The 17,570-nt window shown below is 74.7% G+C and carries 17 protein-coding genes; 5 read left to right on the top strand and 12 right to left on the bottom strand.

Annotated features, from left to right (window positions below; translation table 11 throughout):
• Positions 1 to 64 precede the first annotated feature (64 nt).
• Both ZF1_RS03355 and ZF1_RS03350 read left to right on the top strand, forming a co-directional pair.
• Positions 65 to 1,537, top strand: a complete 1,473-nt coding sequence (locus ZF1_RS03355; RefSeq protein WP_482636424.1) for a flavin-containing monooxygenase — start codon at positions 65 to 67, stop codon at positions 1,535 to 1,537.
• A 34-nt stretch (positions 1,538 to 1,571) separates the two neighbouring features.
• A complete protein-coding gene (locus tag ZF1_RS03350; RefSeq protein ID WP_073577504.1) occupies positions 1,572 to 2,381 on the top strand; it encodes an alpha/beta fold hydrolase in 810 nt (269 codons plus the stop codon).
• Positions 2,382 to 2,501: 120 nt separating this feature from the next.
• Here ZF1_RS03350 and ZF1_RS03345 read toward each other — a convergent pair whose 3' ends face one another.
• The 8 genes from ZF1_RS03345 to ZF1_RS03310 form a co-directional block, all read right to left on the bottom strand.
• On the bottom strand, positions 2,502 to 3,356 hold the full coding sequence (locus ZF1_RS03345; protein ID WP_482636423.1) for an AraC-like ligand-binding domain-containing protein: 855 nt from the start codon (positions 3,354 to 3,356) through the stop codon (positions 2,502 to 2,504).
• Positions 3,357 to 3,378: 22 nt separating this feature from the next.
• Positions 3,379 to 3,849, bottom strand: coding sequence for a CBS domain-containing protein (locus ZF1_RS03340; RefSeq protein ID WP_482636422.1), 471 nt, complete (start codon positions 3,847 to 3,849; stop codon positions 3,379 to 3,381).
• On the bottom strand, positions 3,846 to 4,820 hold the full coding sequence (locus ZF1_RS03335) for an NAD(P)/FAD-dependent oxidoreductase (protein WP_482636421.1): 975 nt from the start codon (positions 4,818 to 4,820) through the stop codon (positions 3,846 to 3,848). The genes ZF1_RS03340 and ZF1_RS03335 overlap by 4 nt, the downstream gene beginning before the upstream one ends.
• Positions 4,817 to 5,131: a ferredoxin gene (gene fdxA / locus ZF1_RS03330; protein WP_405419633.1), complete on the bottom strand. Its 315-nt coding sequence runs from the start codon at positions 5,129 to 5,131 to the stop codon at positions 4,817 to 4,819. Before fdxA ends, ZF1_RS03335 begins: the two co-directional genes overlap by 4 nt.
• A gap of 82 nt (positions 5,132 to 5,213) precedes the next feature.
• Positions 5,214 to 7,373 carry a molybdopterin-containing oxidoreductase family protein gene (locus ZF1_RS03325; RefSeq protein ID WP_482636420.1) on the bottom strand — a complete coding sequence of 720 codons (2,160 nt, stop codon included), beginning with the start codon at positions 7,371 to 7,373 and terminating at the stop codon, positions 5,214 to 5,216.
• Positions 7,374 to 7,500: 127 nt separating this feature from the next.
• Positions 7,501 to 8,346, bottom strand: a complete 846-nt coding sequence (locus ZF1_RS03320; RefSeq protein WP_476653775.1) for a 3-hydroxybutyryl-CoA dehydrogenase — start codon at positions 8,344 to 8,346, stop codon at positions 7,501 to 7,503.
• Positions 8,347 to 8,544: 198 nt separating this feature from the next.
• Positions 8,545 to 10,281, bottom strand: a complete 1,737-nt coding sequence (locus ZF1_RS03315; RefSeq protein ID WP_482636419.1) for a lipopolysaccharide biosynthesis protein — start codon at positions 10,279 to 10,281, stop codon at positions 8,545 to 8,547.
• Between the two features lie 49 nt (positions 10,282 to 10,330).
• Positions 10,331 to 11,524, bottom strand: a complete 1,194-nt coding sequence (locus ZF1_RS03310) for a hypothetical protein (protein ID WP_405419640.1) — start codon at positions 11,522 to 11,524, stop codon at positions 10,331 to 10,333.
• Between the two features lie 178 nt (positions 11,525 to 11,702).
• Between ZF1_RS03310 and ZF1_RS03305 the strand changes: the two genes are divergently transcribed.
• The gene (locus ZF1_RS03305; protein ID WP_482636418.1) at positions 11,703 to 12,932 is read left to right on the top strand and encodes an amidohydrolase; all 1,230 of its coding nucleotides are present in this window, start codon (positions 11,703 to 11,705) and stop codon (positions 12,930 to 12,932) included.
• A 5-nt stretch (positions 12,933 to 12,937) separates the two neighbouring features.
• Here ZF1_RS03305 and ZF1_RS03300 read toward each other — a convergent pair whose 3' ends face one another.
• A complete protein-coding gene (locus ZF1_RS03300) occupies positions 12,938 to 13,837 on the bottom strand; it encodes a serine hydrolase (RefSeq protein ID WP_482636417.1) in 900 nt (299 codons plus the stop codon).
• Positions 13,834 to 14,703 (bottom strand): LysR family transcriptional regulator, encoded by an 870-nt coding sequence (locus ZF1_RS03295; protein ID WP_062399970.1) that lies wholly within the window; start codon positions 14,701 to 14,703, stop codon positions 13,834 to 13,836. The genes ZF1_RS03300 and ZF1_RS03295 overlap by 4 nt, the downstream gene beginning before the upstream one ends.
• A gap of 84 nt (positions 14,704 to 14,787) precedes the next feature.
• Between ZF1_RS03295 and bla the strand changes: the two genes are divergently transcribed.
• A complete protein-coding gene (gene bla, locus ZF1_RS03290; protein ID WP_482636416.1) occupies positions 14,788 to 15,702 on the top strand; it encodes a class A beta-lactamase in 915 nt (304 codons plus the stop codon).
• 10 nt (positions 15,703 to 15,712) lie between these two features.
• Here bla and ZF1_RS03285 read toward each other — a convergent pair whose 3' ends face one another.
• Positions 15,713 to 16,651, bottom strand: coding sequence for an SGNH/GDSL hydrolase family protein (locus ZF1_RS03285; protein ID WP_346864657.1), 939 nt, complete (start codon positions 16,649 to 16,651; stop codon positions 15,713 to 15,715).
• Between the two features lie 220 nt (positions 16,652 to 16,871).
• Here ZF1_RS03285 and ZF1_RS03280 point away from each other — a divergent pair, with 220 nt between their 5' ends.
• Complete coding sequence (locus ZF1_RS03280) at positions 16,872 to 17,159, top strand: DUF1540 domain-containing protein (protein WP_062399966.1); 288 nt, start codon at positions 16,872 to 16,874, stop codon at positions 17,157 to 17,159.
• Here ZF1_RS03280 and ZF1_RS03275 read toward each other — a convergent pair.
• Positions 17,144 to 17,560, bottom strand: a complete 417-nt coding sequence (locus ZF1_RS03275; RefSeq protein ID WP_346109212.1) for a hypothetical protein — start codon at positions 17,558 to 17,560, stop codon at positions 17,144 to 17,146. The two genes, ZF1_RS03280 and ZF1_RS03275, sit on opposite strands and share 16 nt — an antisense overlap.
• Positions 17,561 to 17,570 lie beyond the last annotated feature (10 nt).

The following is a 17,570-nucleotide window of genomic DNA, read 5'->3' as shown; positions in this document are numbered from 1 at the left end:
CCGAGGAACCGACCGATCGTCCTAGCGTCGGGAGACCGTCGTCACACCCACACCCGGAGGACACATGGCCGCCACGACCACCGAGCACGTCGACGTCCTGATCGTCGGGGCCGGGGTGTCCGGCATCGGCGCCGCGCACCGGCTGCGGGAGGAGTTCCCGGAGCGGAGCTTCGTGCTGCTGGAGGCCCAGGACGCCCCCGGTGGGACCTGGTGGACGCACCGCTTCCCGGGTGCCCGCTCGGACAGCGACCTGTTCACCTACGGCTACCGGCACAAGCCGTGGAAGGGACCGTCGATCGCAGCGGGCGGGGAGATCCTGTCCTACCTCCGCGAGGTCATCGACGAGGACGACCTCGCCGGGCACATCCGCTACCACCACCGCGTCACCGCGCTGAGCTGGTCCTCGGAGGAGAACCTCTGGACCGCGGACGTCACGCGCACCGACACCGGCGAGACCCTGCGGATGACCGCGTCGTTCCTGTGGATGTGCCAGGGCTACTACAACCACGACGAGCCCTACACCCCGGAGTGGCCGGGCACCGAGCGCTTCGCCGGGACGGTCGTGCACCCGCAGTCCTGGCCGTCGGACCTCGACGTCACGGGGAAGAAGGTGCTGGTCATCGGATCCGGCGCGACCGCGGCGACGGTCGTCCCGGCGACGGCCGCGACCGCCGGGCACGTGACGATGCTGCAGCGCTCGCCGTCGTACTGGTTCCCGGCGCCGACCGTGCACGAGCTCGCGACGATGCTGGAGCCGCTCGACCTGCCCGGCGAGTGGACCCACGAGATCCTGCGCCGCACCTACGTCCAGCAGCTCGACTGGCTGGCGACCACCGGCCGCGACGACCCGGACGCGCTGCACGAGTTCCTGGTCGAGTCCATCCGGCCGCTGCTGCCCGAGGGCACCGACGTCGAGAAGCACTTCGTCCCCCGCTACCGGCCGTGGCAGCAGCGCATCGCGTTCGTGCCCGACGGCGACTTCTTCGCCGCGATGCGCGAGGGGAAGGCCTCGGTCGTCACCGACACCATCTCCGAGTTCACCGAGAAGGGCGTGCAGGTCTCCTCCGGCGAGGTGATCGAGGCCGACGTCGTCGTCACCGCGACGGGCTTCGACCTGGCGGTGTTCGGCGACATCCCCTTCACCGTCGACGGCGAGCCGGTCGACTTCACCCGGCACGTCACCTGGCGCGGTCTGATGATCAGCGACATCCCGAACATGGCCTACGCCTTCGGGTACTTCCGGCACAGCTGGACGCTGCGGATCGACCTGGTCAACGACCTGATCGGCCGCATCCTGGCGCGCATGGACGAGCGGGGGGACCGGGTCGTCGTGCCCACGCTGCGGGCCCAGGACGCCGACATGCCACGGCTGCCGTGGGTCTCGGAGGACAACTTCAACCCCGGCTACATCGGACGCTCCCAGCACCGCATGTTCGGGCAGGGCGACCGCGAGCCCTGGACCCACATGCACGAGCACGACGTCGACCGGGTCGAGCTGCCGAAGGCCGACCTCGACGACGGCCTGCAGTACCGCTGACCCTGACCGACCGCACACCCCGAGGAGAACCACCGTGCCCCGCATCCCCGTGTCCACCGGCGTCGAGCTGAACTACGAGACCGCAGGCGACGGCGACCCCCTGCTCATGATCATGGGTACGTCCGGCGCGATCCCGCTGTGGGGCGAGCTCGCGCACCGGCTGGCCCAGACCCATCGGGTCATCACCGTCGACAACCGGGGGCTGGGCGGCAGCGACCGCGGCTCCGGGCCGATCACGGTCGGCTCGATGGCCGCCGACACCTCCGCGCTGCTCGACGCCCTGGAGATCCCGCGCGCGCACCTGCTCGGCTGGTCGCTGGGCTCGGCCGTCGCACAGGAGATGGCGCTGGCCCGCCCCGAGCAGGTCGCCTCGCAGGTCCTCTACGGCACCTGGGGCCGCACCGACGGCTTCCAGCGCGCAGTGCTCACCGCGCTGCGCCTGCCCTACGTGCACCGTGACATGGAGTCCGCACTGGCCGCGTCGGGGCTCGCGTTCTCCCCACAGGCCCTCGACGACCCGAACGTGGGCGCCCTGCTGGAGGCGCTGCTGCCGGCGTTCCCGCAGGACGAGGCGCAGATGCAGGTGACCGTCGAGCAGTGGGACGCCGACCTCGTGCACGACACCCTCGACCGGCTGGACGCGATTACGGCACCGACGCTGGTCGTGGTCGGCGAGCAGGACCTGCTGACCCCGCACTGGCAGTCCCGCGCGGTGGCCGAGCGCATCCCGGGCGCCCGGTTCGAGCTGGTCACCGGGCCGGGGTCCAGCCACTGCATGCACCTGGAGCGGCCCGAGGACCTGACGAAGCTGGTCACCGGGTTCCTCGGCGAACAGCGGATCTGAACGGAGCGGCCGGGCGGACCCTCCCCGCCCGGCCGGCCATCAGGACTCGCGGTGCGCCTTGGGGGACCGCCCGAACCGGTTCCGGAAGGCCCGGCTGAACGCCGCCGGGTCCGGCATGCCCTATCGCGCGCCGATCGCGCCTACCCCGACGTGGGCGGACTCCGGCCGGCGCAGGTCGGTCCACGCGCCCTGCAGGCGTTCCTCGCGGATGGCCCCGGCCACCGTGGTGCCCTCCTCGGCGAACAGCTTGTGCAGGTAGCTCACCGAGATCGCGCAGGCGGCGGCGACACCCGCGGGGTCGAGGTCACGGTCGGCGATGTGCTCGCGGATGTGCCCGCGGGCCCGCGCGACGTGCAGGTTCTCCGGCGCGGACGCGGGCACGGTGCTGCGGACCAGCGCGACGAACACGTCCCCGATGGTCCGTGCGACGGCCTCCTGCGCGGCCACGGGGACGTCGTCGCCGATCGCCCGGTCCAGCGAGGACAGCAGCGGCGGCAGCATCGCGCCGACGCCGCGACGGCCGTCGAGGGCGACCGCGGTGGCCTCGGCCATCTCCGCCCGGGACAGCGGCAGCGCGCTCTTGGGATGCAGGCAGACCTGGTACTCGAAGCTGTCGGTGGTGACGAAGGTGAACGGCCTGCTGCTGTCGTAGATCACGAACTCGCCGGGGCCGATCACCGCCTCCCGCCCGTCCTGTGCGACGAGTGTGCGGCCACGGCGGGCCAGCGCGATCTGCAGATAGTCCTCGTCTGCGGCGCGAACCTGGCCTACCGTCCTGTCGAAGCGGTGTGGAACCGAGGAGATCCGCCGCAGATGCGTGCCGGCCACCGACGAGGCGGTGACCCGTCCGGAGACCAACCCGGTGGTGGACGGTGTCACGTCCAGCGCGACGAACTGGTCGCACACCGTCGCGCGCCAGAAGTCCAGCCGGTCGGTCTCGGCCACGGTGGTGGTGTCGATCGTGACCAATGCCATACCCGAGCATCGCACGTGGACATCACGGACGTGTTGCTCCGATGTGAGGAGATCGTCGCGCGGCCCGCTCGGCCGCCCGGGCCCGCACCCCCTCGTCCGTACAGAAGCCGGCCCCGGACCGCTTGAGGCAGAGCAGACCGAGCAACCGGCCGTGCCCGTCGACGACGGCGAGCCGCCTGCGCCCCTCGGCCCGCATCCGGTCGCGCGTCGCGGTCGCCGGCGCGGTGGGGGCGACGGTGCGCCCGGCCAGCGTGCCGAGCCAGCGGACCGGCGCCGCGGCGGGACGGCCGGCGAGGTCGCCGCGCTCCACCACAGCCAGCAGCACACCCCGGTCGACGAGGAGCAGCGCGTGCACGTGGTCGTCGCGGAACACCTCCCGGGCCTGGTGCACCGTGGTGGTGCGCCCGCACGTGCGGGGGTGTCCGATCATCGCCGCGCCGGTGCTGCCGGGGGCCCGCCCCACCCCGGACCGATCGGGCGCCGCGCCGGTCATGCCGCGTCGCTCGAGTGTCCGGGCACCACCGGGAGGTCGCGCCGCACCAGCGGAACGAGGTTGTTGACCGCCAGCGCGGCCTCGCCGAAACCGACCGAGATCAGCCGGACCTTGCCCTCGAAGTCGGTGATGTCCCCGGCCGCGAACACCCGGGGCAGCGTCGTGCGCATCGACCGGTCGACGGCGATGTGCCGGCGGCTCATCCCGATCCCCCAGCTCGACAGCGCCGCGAGGTCGGCCTTGAACCCCAGCGCGGCGACGATCTCGTCGACCCGCAGGGTCTCGACGCCGTCCGGGCCGGACACGTCGACCTCGGAGACGCGGCCGTCGCCGCGGACGTCGTGCACCTCGTAGGGGGTCAGGATCCGCACCGACGAGGCGCGCAGCTCGGTCACGCTGCGCTCGTGCGCGCGGAAGGCGTCCCGGCGGTGCACCAGGGTCACCGAGGCGGCCAGCGGCTCCAGGCACAGCGCCCAGTCCACCGCGGAGTCCCCGCCGCCGACGATCAGCACGTCCGTGCCCGTCAGATCGGCCGGGCGCGGCACCGCGTAGCGCAGCCCGCGCCCGACGAACTCGCCGCCCGCGGGCAGCGGGCGCGGGGTGAACCGGCCCATGCCGCCGGTGACCAGCAGCGCACCCGCCCGGACCCGCACGCCGCGGTCGGTGGTGACGGCGACGCCGTCGTCGAACTGCTCCAGCTCCACGGCGTCGTGCCCGAGCAGGTAGGTCGGCTCGGCCAGGGCTGCCTGCTCGACCAGGGAGTCGACCAGGTCCTGCGCCCGGACCCGGGGGAAGCCCGCGACGTCGAACACCGGCTTCTCCGGGTAGAGCACCGACATCTGCCCGCCCAGCTGGTCGAGCGCGTCGACGACGACCACGGACAGCCCGCGGAAGCCCGCGTAGTACGTGGCGTAGAGCCCGGTCGGCCCGGCGCCGACGACGACCAGGTCGGCGGTGAGCTCGCCGCTCATCGTGGCCTCCGCTGCGCGACGATCGGGTGGTCGCCGTCGGCGGGATCGGCGTCCTCGCCGCCGCCGGAGAAGCCCTGCTCGCGCACGAACAGCGCGTTGGCCTCGACGAAGTCCTGGTGCTCCGGGGGCATCCTGTGCTCCCAGTGGATGGCCTCACTGGGGCACGCGGGCATGCACTTGCCGCAGTCGACGCACTCGTCGGGGTGGATGTACATCATCCGCTCGCCGGGGTAGATGCAGTCGACCGGACACTCCTCCATGCAGGAGCGGTCCTGGATGTCGATGCAGGCCTCGGTGACGACGTAGGCCACGAGTCTTTCCTCCGATGTGGACGGTCGGGGTGGGGCACGGCCCGGCCGGGCCGAGAAGGGCGATCCGGCCGGGCCGTGCGGCTCAGGCGGTCTCGACCTCGACGAGCGTGTCGGAGAACGTGGGCGCGTTGCCCAGGTCGCCGAACACGGTCGGGTTGACCGCGGCCAGGGTGGTGCCGGCCTTGGAGTTCTTGCGCCAGCCGCCCATCGGGCTCACCACGACCCCGCGGGACACGGTGTCCTGCAGGGACGCGACGACGGTGAACTCGCCCCGGTCGTTGAACACCCGCACCGGCGCCCCCTCGGCGATGCCGCGGGCGGCGGCGTCGTCCGGGTGGATGATCAGGGTGTGCTCGTTCGCGACGCGGCGGTGGAACTCGTGGCTGCCGAAGCTCGAGTTCAGGAACGCGTGCGACTTGGGCGTGAGCAGGTTGAGCGGGTAGCGGGCGGCGAGCTCCGGGTCGGCCGCGGCGGACTCGCGCGGTGGGATGTAGTGCGGCAGCGGGTCGACCGGCTGGCCCGGCTGGTGGTCGTTGGAACCCTGCCGGAACAGCGGGACGACGAAGTTGCCGCCCGCCGCCGCGGCGGAGACGAACTCGGCCTTGCCCGACGGCGTCGGGAAGTTCCCCTCGGCGTGCGGGGCGTAGGCCTCCGGCGGGGCCACGTTGAGCCGCTGCCAGCCCTTCTCCTTCAGCGACTCGACGGTGATCCCCTCCATGTGCGGGTGGGACCAGTCGAACGCCTCGGCGATCATCTCGGAGTCGGTGCGCCGGAAGACCGGGTCGTCGAAGCCCATCGCGGCGGCGAGCCTGCGGAACATCTCGGTGTTCGGGACGGCCTCGCCCAGCGGCTCGATGGACCGGTGGTTGTAGGTCACGAACAGGTGGCCCCAGGAGAACATGATGTCGTCCTGCTCGAGCTGCGTCGTGGCCGGCAGGACGATGTCGGCGTACTCCGCGGTGTCGGTCATGAACTGCTCCGACACGACGGTGAACAGGTCCTCGCGCTCCAGGCCCGTGATCAGCCGGTCCTGGTCGGGCGTGGTGACGACCGGGTTGGAGTTGTAGACCATCAGGCCCTTGATCGGCGGGCCGGCCGGCAGGTCACCGGCCAGGGCGGCGCCGAGCCGGTACTGGTTGACGACCCGGGTGCCGGGGGTGAGCATCTCCGGGTGCATGAAGGCGCCCCAGTTGACGGGGAACGCCCACAGCGGCAGCTGCAGGATGCCGCCGCCGGGCCTGCGCCAGGCGCCGACGAGGCCGGGCAGGCAGGACAGGGCGCGCACGGTCTGGCCGCCGCCGGCGTGCCGCTCGACGGCGACGCCGATCCGGATGACCGACGGCTGCGCACCGGCGTACTCGCGGGCGAGCACCCGGATGGTCTCGGCGGGCACGCCGGTCTCGGTCTCGGCCCACTCGGGGGTGTAGCGGGAGACGCGCTCGGCGAACTCGTCGTAGCCGACGGTGTGGTTCGCGATGTAGTCGTCGTCGGTGAGGCCCTCGACGATGATCACGTGTGCCATGGCCAGCGCGAGTGCGCCGTCGGTACCGGGGCGGATCGGGATGTGCTGGTCGGCCGCGGCCGCGGTGCGGGTGCGGACCGGGTCGACGACCACGACCTTCGCGCCGTTCTTCTTCGCCTTCGCGATGTAGGGCCAGAGGTGCAGGTTGGTGCTCATGATGTTGCAGGCCCACACCAGGATGAACGTGGAGTGCACGAGGCTCTCCGGGTCCACCCCGGCGGTGTCGCCGATGGTCATGGCGTAGGCGGTGCAGGAGCCGGAGTCGCAGTAGGTGCGCTCGGCGACGGTGGCGCCCAGCTTCGCGAAGAAGGGGTCGCCGACGTTGAGGCCGTTCAGGATGCCCTGGGTGCCCAGGTAGCTGACCGGCATGATCGCCTCGGGACCGTGCTCGGCGGCGATGGCCGTGAAGCGGGTGGCGATCTCGGTGACGGCGTCGTCCCAGGTGATCCGCTCGAAGCGGCCGCTGCCCTTGGGCCCGGTCCGGCGCATCGGGAACAGCACACGGCCCGGGTCGTACACGCGGTCGAGGTAGTTGTTGACCTTCACGCAGAGGCCGCCGTTGGTGTACGGGTGGTCCGGGTCGCCGACGACCGAGGTCGCCGTCCCCGAGCCGTCGACCGTCACCAGCATCGCGCAGGTGTCCGGGCAGTCCTGGGGACAGGCGGCCTTGACCACCTTCTCGGTCAGCGGCGTGGCCGGGGCCTCGTGCGTCGCGGTCATGGGTGCTCCTCGCCTCGTGGTGGGATGGCGTCACCCACGAGACTGGTCGCCCGCCGCGCGCCGGTCTTGGCACCGGGAGCACTGACGTTGTCCCGGGGAGCACAATCGCGCCCCCCGGGACGCCCGGTCAGGCGTAGGTGTGGAAGCCCCGCCCGGTCTTCTTGCCGAGCAGGCCGGCGTCGACCATGCGGGCCAGCAGCGGCGGCGGCGCGTACAGCGGCTCCTTGAACTCCGCGTACATCGACTCCGCGACGGCCTGCACGGTGTCCAGGCCGATCAGGTCGGACAGCGCGAGCGGGCCCTGCGGGTGCGCACAGCCGCGGACCAGTCCCTCGTCGATGTCCTCGGCGGTGGCGAAGCCGGACTCCATCATCCGGATCGCCGACAGCAGGAACGGCACCAGCAGCGCGTTGACGACGAAGCCGGCGCGGTCCTGGCAGTCGATCGCCTTCTTGCCCAGACCGTCGGAGACGAAGCTCCGCGCCCGGACCAGGGTGTCCTCGGAGGTCATCAGGCTCGGGACGAGCTCGACCAGCGACAGCACCGGCACCGGGTTGAAGAAGTGGATGCCGACGACCTGCTCGGGACGCTTCGTCGCCACCGCGAGCTTCATGATCGGGATGGACGACGTGTTCGACGCCAGCACCGCGCCGGTGTCGGTGACGAGCCGGTCCAGCTCCCGGAAGACGCCGGTCTTGAGCGCCTCGTCCTCGGCGATCGCCTCGACGACGAGCTCCCGGTCTGCCAGCGCGTCCAGCCCCTCGACGACCTCGAGGCGGGCCAGAACCTCCTCGGCGGAGTCGATCCGGCCGCGCTTCTCCGCCCGGGCCAGCGACGACTCCAGGCGGGCCCGGCCCGCCTCCACCGCGGCGGCGGAGGTCTCGACGACCCGCACCCCGTACCCGGCCCGTGCCGCGACCTCCGCGATCCCGGATCCCATCTGACCGCAGCCGACGACGCCTACGCGCTCCATGAGCACCTCAGTTCCCTCTGCGCGTCCCGGGATCTCCGGGACGCGGTCGAACCGTCGAGACTTCCGTCGGCGGGGGGCGGGGCACAACCCGGCGCGACGACGGGTGCCCGGCCTCACTCCGCCGGCGCGGCCGGTGCGGCGGCCGCGCACGCGTGCGGCGGACCCGGACGCCGCCCCGCTCCGGGGCAGGCCGTCGGCTCAGCGACGGTCGGCCGGGTGTCCCACGGCGCGGGGCGCGTCCCCGCGACCGACGACGGGCAGCTGCACGGTGGCGTCGTCGGGGAGGCGACGACGGCCCCCGGTCGCCGCCGGGGCGGCCGCGTCGGCCGGGCGGTCCGGCCTCGGCCCGCGCGGCGCGCCGCCCCCGCGCAGGCTCCGCACCACCGACAGCTCGGCGGCGAAGCGGGCGCGCAGCACGACCAGCGTGCCGACCGACGCGACCCCGCCGGCCAGGGCCGCGGCGGCCAGGGTCACCAGGTCGATCCCGAGCGGGCGGACCAGCACCGCCACGCCCCAGGTCGCGGCCACGGTCAGCACCAGCGCCGGGACGTGCTTGACGTACATCCGCAGCACCGCCCCCATCAGGCCGGGCGAGACGCGTGCGGAGAACTGCAGCATCACCAGGAAGTGGACGACGATCGCCAGCGACGCCCCGGCCGCGACGCCGACCAGGCCCCACAGCAGCCCGCCGGTCACGGTGAGCACGACGACGTAGCCGGCGTAGAGCCACTGCCGCCAGGCCGCCCGGTAGACGGCGCCGGTGGCCCGGGTCAGCGAGGTGCTGATCTTGTACGAGGTGCGCGGCAGCAGGACCAGCGCGAACAGCTGCACCAGCGGCACGACGGCGTCCCACTGCGCCCCGAGCAGCACCCGGACGACCTCGGGGGCGAGCACGCAGAGCAGCACCGCGGCCGGCGCGGTGACCAGCGCGACCAGGCTCGCGCTGCGCACGTAGGCGGCGCGCAGGCGGGGGCCGTCGTCGCGGACCCGGGCCATCGCCGGGAACAGTGCCTTGTCGGCGGCGCCACCGATGATGTTCGCGGGTTCGGAGAGCAGGTTGTAGGCACGGCCGTAGACACCGAGCGGACCGGTGCCCAGGGCGTTGGCGACGACGAGCTTGTCGGCGTTGAGCGCGAACCAGTTGCCGAGCTGGGCGATGGAGAACCCGGCGCCGTAGCCGAGCAGCGGCCGCAGCCGGCCCCAGCTCGCGGTGGGCCCCTCGGGGCGGAACCGCGGCCGGGTCAGCGCGAGGTAGCCCGCGCACTTGGCGACGGCGGCGGCGATCTCGCCGAACGCGAGCGCGGAGGCGCCGAACCCGGCCGCGGCCAGGACGACGCTGACCCCGATCAGCGCGGGGCCCGCCGCGAGCAGGTCGACCGTCGCCATCGAACGGAACCGCAGGTCGCGCTGGAGCAGGCCGAGCGGGGTCGCCGAGGCCCCCGCGAACAGCAGCGCGATCGACAGCAGCGGCAGCAGCGCGGAGTCGGCCGGGAGCCCGACGAGCGGGCTGATCACCGGCGAGCCGAGGGCCAGCACCGCGGCGAACGCCGCCGCGACCAGCACCGAGAACCAGAACGCCGCCGTCACGTCGCGGTCGTCGAGGTCCTCGCGGTGCACCAGGGAGGCGGCGACGCCGAGCTGGGTGACCAGCTGGGTCAGCCCGACGATCAGCAGCGCGGCCGCGGCCGCACCGAACTCCTCCGGGGTGAGCAGCCGGGCCAGCGCGACGGTGGCGCCGATCTGCAGCACCGCCTGTCCGACGGTGCCGGTGAACGCCCACGCGAACCCGCGCGCGGTCCGCGCGGTCAGCGACGACCCGGACGACCCCGACGGACCCGCCGCACCCGGCGGGCCGGGGGCCGGTGCGGGCTCCGGGGGCACGGGCCGCAGCGGCCGGGTCGGGTCCTCGGGCAGGTCGCCACCGGGTCCGGTCACGCGGGTCCTCCGGTCGTCGGGGCGGGTCGGCGCGTCGGGGGACGCGCCGTCAGTGCCGCTTCCCGCGGAGTGCGGGATGCAACCGCCCGACGGTACCGAGGGCGCTGAACCAGGCGAGCTGGGTGGCCCCGCTGTGCGCGGCCTCGCCCCGGCGCGGCTCGGCGAGCAGCCGGGCGCGGCGCATCCCGGAGATCGCCGGGTGGAACACCGAGTTGCCGACACCACGGGTCAGGACCAGGTCGGGCAGCCCCTCCACCGACGCCCGGTAGGCAGGCGGCACGCCACGCAGGCTCCAGCAGTCCGACCACGCCGGCGGCTCGCCCGGGTACTCGAGGACGAACTCCAGGTCGAGGACCTTGAGCCCGGCCCGCTCGTCCCACACGAGGTTGTGCGGGGACAGGTCGAGCACGAAGCGGCCGCGCTCGTGCAGGTCGCGGCAGAACCGCAGCAGCGTCCGCACGACCTCAGGGCGCAGCTGGGCGAGCTCGCCGGGCAGCCGGCGCACGACGTGCCGGCCGGTGTCGCCGTAGAACGGGGTGAGCAGCCAGTTCGGGCCGTGCTCGAGCAGCTCCGGGACCTCGGGAAGGTCGCCGAGGTCGAGGCGGGCCCGCAGCTCGCGGTCGTAGGCCTCGTGCGCCCCGGGCCGGAACACCTTGCACACCGACGGCCCGTGCACCGGGTGGTGGACCAGCGCGACGCGGGCACGGAACCCGGGCGAGGTGCCGCCGAGCATCCGCACGACCGGGAAGGGCATCGCGCACCGGCGGCCGAGGTCCTCGACCGGTCCGGCGATGCGGTGCAGGATCCCCGGGTCGCCGAGCGCGTCGAGCAGGGCGAGGGCGTGCTCCGGCGACGACGACGCCTGCACCGGCAGGTAGTGCTCGCGCGGCGGGACGCGGCGCAGGACACGCTTGTCGGTGTAGTCCAGGACGGCGGCGACCCGGTCGGCGACCGCCCGCACGCCCGACGTCCCGACCGGGGCGACGACGTCGCAGGCCACGATCAGGGCGTACGGCGCACCGGACGGGACCGGGCGCGACGCCGGCGCGGGCAGTGTGCCGCGGACCCGGGCGACCTGCGCGTCGTCCAGGACGACGACGTCGAGGATCTCCAGCCCGCGGGCGACACCGGCGACGGCCTCGTCGAGCAGGGGCGCGGCCGCCGATCGCACGACGAACACGGCCAGGCCGCGCCAGCGGTCGGCCGCGGCAGGTGCGCCGCGCCGTGTCTCCTCGAGGGTCACCGGCTCGTCCCGAAAGGTTGCGCCATGAGCGAATGATAGGGCCCCCTTGAACAAGGGGTTAACTCGACCGGTCCCGTGGTTGTCCCTGGGATGGCGGATTCACCGGTCCGTGTGACGGCATCGGAGGGACCTCGTCCGGCCCAGCCACTTCTGGCACCTGCCGCCTAGGTTCACTCGGGTGAGCAGCGCCGAACTCGCCGACCTGTACCGCGACCTGCACCGTCACCCGGAGCTGTCCTTCGCCGAGACCCGCACCGCGGGCATCGCCGCGGCCCGGTTGCGCGACGCCGGCTACGACGTCGCCGAGGGGGTCGGACGCACCGGTGTCGTCGGGGTCCTCCACAACGGCGACGGCCCGACCGCGCTGCTGCGGGCCGACATGGACGCGCTGCCGGTCGCCGAGGACACCGGCCTGGACTACGCCAGCACCGCCCGCGCCGTCGGCCGCGACGGGGAGGAGACCGCCGTCGCCCACGCCTGCGGGCACGACATGCACGTCACCTGTCTGGTGGGCGCCGCCGCCGAGCTGGCCGCCGCCCGCGACAGCTGGCGGGGCACGCTGCTGGTGGTGTTCCAGCCCGCCGAGGAGTTCGGCGCCGGCGCCGACGCGATGCTCGACGACGGTCTGTTCGCCCGCTTCGGCACCCCCGACGTCGTGCTGGGCCAGCACGTCGCGCCGCTGCCCGCGGGGCTGCTGGCCCTCGCCGCCGGCCCGGCGTTCGCGGGCAGCGACACCGTGCGGGTGACCCTGCACGGCTCGGGCGGGCACGGCTCGCGCCCGGAGACGACGGTCGACCCGGTGCTGCTCGCCGCCGCGACGGTGCTGCGCCTGCACACCGTCGTGCCGCGGGAGGTGGCCGCGACCGAGACCGCCGTGCTCAGCGTCGGCATGCTGCGGGCGGGCGCGAAGGAGAACGTCATCCCCGACTCCGCCGAGCTGGGCCTGACCGTGCGGTCCTACACCCCGGGTGTCCGGGACCGGGTGCTCGCCGGGATCGAGCGCACCGTGCGCGGCGAGGCCGCGGCCTCCGGGGCGCCGAGCGACCCCGAGATCCGGCTGCTGGAGTCCTTCCCGCCGGTCGTCAACGACGCCGACGCCGCCGAGCGCACCCGGGCCGCACTGGCCGCGGTCACCCCGCTCCCGGTCGTCGACCCGGGGCCGGTCACCGGCAGCGAGGACGTGGGCCGGTTCGCCGTCGCCGCCGGGGTGCCGTGCGTGTACTGGCTGCTCGGCGGGGCCGACCCGGCCGCGTTCGAGGGCGCGGGCACCGTCGCGGAGATCCGGGAGCGGACCGCGTCGCTGCCGTCGAACCACTCCCCCCGCTACGCGCCGGTGGTCGAGCCGACGCTGTCGGTCGGCGTCGCGGCGCTGGTCGCGGCGGCGCGGGAGTGGCTGCCGGTCGGCTGACCGGGTCAGAGGGCGGGGGCGCGCAGCGCGTGCACCGCGACCCGCGCGGCGGCCCCGATCGCCGCGTCAGCCCGCGGGACGGCGGCATCGCTGCGCGCGGCGTGGGTGTAGACGGCGACGGCGACCGGGTGCTCCCCGGGGTAGGTCACCACGCCGACGTCGTTGCGCACGGCGCCGACGGTGCCGGTCTTGCCCGCCACCCGCGCGGCCGCGGAGAACCCGGCACGCAGCCGGTGCGGCCAGATCTGGGCGCCGAGCACGCGGCGGGCGAAGGCGGTGGACCCGTCCGAGGCGAGCTCGCCGCGCCAGAGCATCCCGAGCAGCGCGGTGGTGTCCGCCGCCGTGGTGGAGGAGCCGTAGACCGGGCTGAGCGCGCGGGTCTCGACGGGGACGTCGTTGTCGGCGAGCACCCCGAAGGCCGCGGCGACGTCGTCGGTGCCGGTGTCGGCGAGCAGGTCGGCGAACACGTCGTCGGTGCCGCCCCGGATCCGCGTGCCGCCCAGGCCCAGCTCGGCGGGCAGCGCGGCCACCCGATCGCGCCCCACCCGGGTGTGGACGACGTCGGCCGCGGCGTTGTCCGAGGCCGTCACCATCGAGGTGACCAGGTCCCGCCAGCTCATCGTCACCGGGTCGGCCAGCGCGGAGATCCCGGTGATCCCGGGTGTGCGCCGCACCGGGACGACGACGGGCTCGCGCGGGTCGATCGTGCCGGCGTCGACCGCCCGGCAGTACGCGACCAGCACGAACACCTTGTAGACCGAGGCCATCACGACCGGCACGTGCGCGCCGACGCCGACCTCGCGCGCCGTCGGGCGGGTCCCGTCGCCGGTGACCGGGCGGGCGTGCAGCCAGCCGCGCACCCCGGCGTCGCGGAACACCGCGCGGACCTCCGCGGCCGGGGTCACGCGCCCTCCCGCAGCGCGTCGGCGAGCGCCCCGACCAGGCCGTCCGGGACGCCGTCGCGGTGCACCACCCGGACCCGGTAGGGCACCGGTTCCCCCGCCACCGGCCTGCGGACCACACCGTCGCCGGCGAGGCCGGGGTCGGCGGTGAGGAGGAACGCGGCGCCGGTCGCGACCAGCGCCAGCGCCTCCGCCGGGGACGCCGCGTCGGCCGGGCCGGCCGGGCACCCGCGGGCGTCGAGGGTGTCGAGCAGCAGGTCGTGGGCGGCCGGGGCGTGCGCCCGCGGCGCCGTGGCCGGCGCCGTCCCGCGCAGGGTGCGCAGCACCACCGGCCCCGGCCCGGCCGCAGCGGGGTGGCCTGCGGACAGCAGGACCTCGGTCGGCAGCGCGACGACCGGCCCGGCCCGCGCCGACTCCAGCACCGTCGGGTGCGCGACGACGGCGACGTCCACCGTCCCGTCCGACACCGCGTCGACCAGCGCGACGGTGGTCGCCACGGTCGGCGCGACCCGCAGGCCGGTCGCGGCGGCGGCGCGGACCGCCAGCCGGGCGGTGGCGGCCGGGCCGAGGTCGGCGACGACGCCGAGCCGCAGCACCCGGGCCGCCTCCGCGTGCCGGGCGGCGGCGCGGCCGAGCGCCGCGGCGTCCTCGATCAGGGCACGGGCGCGGGGCAGCAGGTCGCGACCGGCCGCCGTCGGGGAGACGCCGCCGGGTCCGCGGTCGAACAGCGGGGTGCCGAGCCGGGCTTCCAGCCGTCGCAGGCCCTGGGACAGCGGCGGCTGCGTCATCCCGAGCCGGGCGGCGGCCCGCCCGAAGTGCCGCTCCTCGGCGACGGCGACGAAGAACGTCAGGTGCCGCAGCAGGTCCACCGGCCTCGCCCCATATCGAACGGCTATCACACGCGAAGCACGATTGTATTCGCGCTATCGGTGCGGATGCGACACGGTGCGACCATGACGATCACCCGCCGCTCCCTGCTCCTGGCCGGTGCCGCACTGGGCGGCGCCGCGCTGACCGGCTGCGCGCCGGCGGCACCGGCCGCACCCGCGGCGCCCGCCCCGGCCGGCCCGGGCGCCGGGAGCGCGCCGATCCCCGCGCTGGCCGACGTCGAACGCGAGTACGCCCGCACGATCGGGGTGCACGTGCTCGACACCGGTACCGGCGCGGCGGCCGGGCACCGCGACGGCGACCGCTTCCTGATGTGCTCGGTGGTCAAGGCGCTGATGGCCGGTTTCGTGCTGCACCGCTCGCTGTCCGAGCCCGGCCTGCTCGACCGCCCGGTCCGCTACGGGCGCGCCGACCTGCTGGAGTACGCGCCCGTCACCACCCGGAACCTGGCGACGGGGATGACGGTGGGCCGGCTGTGCGAGGCCGCCGTCACCGTCTCGGACAACACCGCGCACAACCTGCTGCTGCGCGAGGTCGGATCCCCCGCCGAGCTGACCGCGTGGCTGCGCACGACCGGGGACGGCGTCACCCGCGCCGACCGGTCCGAGACCGCGCTGAACGACCGCGACGGCGAGCGCGACACCTCGACCCCGGCCGCACTGGCCGCCACGCTGCGCACCCTGGTCCTCGGCGACGCCCTGCCGTCCGCGCAGCGCGACCGGCTGACCGGCTGGCTGCGGGCGAGCACCACCGGCGACCGGCAGATCCGCGCGGCGGTCCCGGCCGGCTGGACCGTCGGCGACAAGACCGGCTCCGGGCCGCTCGGGGAGCGCAACGACTCCGGGGTGCTCCACCCGCCGGACGGCGCACCGCTGGTCCTGACGGTTTTCACCGTCCCGGCCGACCCGGCCGACACGGCGCGCGGGGAGGCCGCGGTCGCCGCCGCGGCCCGGGCGGCGATCGCCGCGCTGCGCGGCTGAGCGTGCCGGGTCAGATCCGGGCCAGGACCGCCCGCAGGATCGCGACCTGCCCGATCGGGCTGGGGTGCAGGCCGTCGTCCTCCCAGAAGTCGGGCCGGATCGGCATCCGGGACAGGTCGACCGCGTCCGGGTCGACCTCCCGGACCGTCGCGACGAGCCCGGGGACGTCGGCCGGGTCCCACCACTCGCCGGTGAGCTCGCGGGTGGCGGCCACCCGTCCGGGGTCGACCGGCGGCGGGACGACGAACCGCACCCGGGCGCCGCTCTCGGTCTCCAGCAGCAGGCGCAGCGCCCGCAGGTTCCGGGCCGTCTCGCTGATCGACACCATCCGGATCCCGGTGGTCGCGCCCTCCCGGCGGATGTCGTTGGTGCCCAGCATGACCAGCACCCGGGTCGGCACCCGGGAGACCAGGACCGGGCCCAGTGCGAGTGCCTCGGAGCTGGTCCGCCCGGACAGCGCGAGCACCTCGACCGAGGCCTCCGGTTCGACCATCGGGACCAGCTCGGCGAACAGCCGCGCCCAGCTCAGCCGGTCGGCGGACAGGGAGTCGCCGACGACCACGATCCGCTCGCCCGGACGCAGCGCCATCCGGTGCAGGCCGTCCGCGACCGGCGGCTCGTTCCGCAGCGCCCGCGCCGCGGCGCGGACCCGTCCGGCGAGCCCGGCCCGCACCCCGGCGACGGCCGACGGGTCCAGGCCCGCGGTCGTCGCGAGCAGCCGGTCGATCGACTCCTCCTGCACCCCGAACGCCGCGAACGCCGGCCAGGCGGTCAGGTCGGCGAACCGGATGAGCCGGCCCATCAGGTCCTCGTCCACGTCGCCCCCCTCTCCGGCCCGGTCCAGCGGGTCCGGCGGGGGGATCATCGCCCACCGCGGGTCGGCGGCCACGCACGGCTCCGGCACCGTCGTCGCACCGGGCGGGACCGTGCGACGGACGGCCGCCGCCACCGGGCGACCGCACGGTCGGGTGTCGTCGCCGGCCGGTCACCTCCGTGACCGAAACGGATCACCCGTCCGGCGGGCGTGCAATGTGATTCACGCCACACAGGTGCCGCGCTTGCCGCACCGATCGCCCAGGTGGAGGGCGCAAATGAGGCGCCCCGCACCGCCGGTCAGGCGAGCCTCTGTTGCCTGGCGCGCACCGCACGACCCCGACAACCTGAGCGTCATGACCACGGCCCAGGACATGCCCCAGGTTCAGCAGTGCTCCGCCACCAGCTGCTCCTACAACTCCGACTCCAGCTGCGGCGCGGGGGCGATCACGATCTCCGGTGAGCACGCCCACTGCGGCACCTTCGTCGAGATCTCGTTCCGCGGCGGCAGCGGCAACGGCCTCGTCGGTGCCTGCCACCGTTCGGACTGCCGGTTCAACGAGAAGCTCGAGTGCACGGCGTCGTCGGTGAACATCGGCGCGGGCGCCGACGCCGCCGACTGCCTCACCTACGAGGCCAAGTAGGCCAGCTCCTCCGCCCGGACCTCGCCACGCTCGTCGACGCGCAACGCGCCGTCGGCGACGGCGAGGGCCGCGACGGGGTCGATGTCGTCGACGAGGACGGCGACCCCGTCCGCTGCAACGGCCCGCAGCGCGGACAGCACCGTGCTGCGGTCGTGTGCGTCGAGACCGTCGGTCAGGCGGTCGGCGAGGACCATCGCGGTGGGGCCCCGGCGGGCCGCGTCGACGGTGGCCAGCCGGTCCGCCGCCGACTCGGTCGCGCGGGCCCCCAGCCTGCGGACCACGGCGTCGTGCCCGTCGGCACACCGGCCGCTCGCGTCGTCCAGCCGGTTCATCATGCGGCGACGCTGCACCGACGGCCCGAGCAGCACCGTGATGCTGCCGGTCGGCAGACGCAGAGACATGGAAGCCCTC

The sequence above is a fragment of the Pseudonocardia sp. ZF1 genome (assembly GCF_056835605.1).
The sequence above is the reverse complement of the archived record's forward strand: the minus strand, read 5'-3'. Positions and strand labels throughout refer to the sequence as shown.

Coding starts and splice junctions, on each gene's coding strand:
- ZF1_RS03280 (WP_062399966.1), top strand. CDS start 16,872: ATGACCACGGCCCAGGACATGCCCCAGGTTCAGCAGTGCTCCGCCACC.
- ZF1_RS03340 (WP_482636422.1), bottom strand. CDS start 3,849: ATGACCGGCGCGGCGCCCGATCGGTCCGGGGTGGGGCGGGCCCCCGGC.
- ZF1_RS03345 (WP_482636423.1), bottom strand. CDS start 3,356: ATGGCATTGGTCACGATCGACACCACCACCGTGGCCGAGACCGACCGG.
- ZF1_RS03320 (WP_476653775.1), bottom strand. CDS start 8,346: ATGGAGCGCGTAGGCGTCGTCGGCTGCGGTCAGATGGGATCCGGGATC.
- ZF1_RS03355 (WP_482636424.1), top strand. CDS start 65: ATGGCCGCCACGACCACCGAGCACGTCGACGTCCTGATCGTCGGGGCC.
- ZF1_RS03275 (WP_346109212.1), bottom strand. CDS start 17,560: ATGTCTCTGCGTCTGCCGACCGGCAGCATCACGGTGCTGCTCGGGCCG.
- ZF1_RS03325 (WP_482636420.1), bottom strand. CDS start 7,373: ATGACCGCGACGCACGAGGCCCCGGCCACGCCGCTGACCGAGAAGGTG.
- bla (WP_482636416.1), top strand. CDS start 14,788: ATGACGATCACCCGCCGCTCCCTGCTCCTGGCCGGTGCCGCACTGGGC.
- ZF1_RS03335 (WP_482636421.1), bottom strand. CDS start 4,820: ATGAGCGGCGAGCTCACCGCCGACCTGGTCGTCGTCGGCGCCGGGCCG.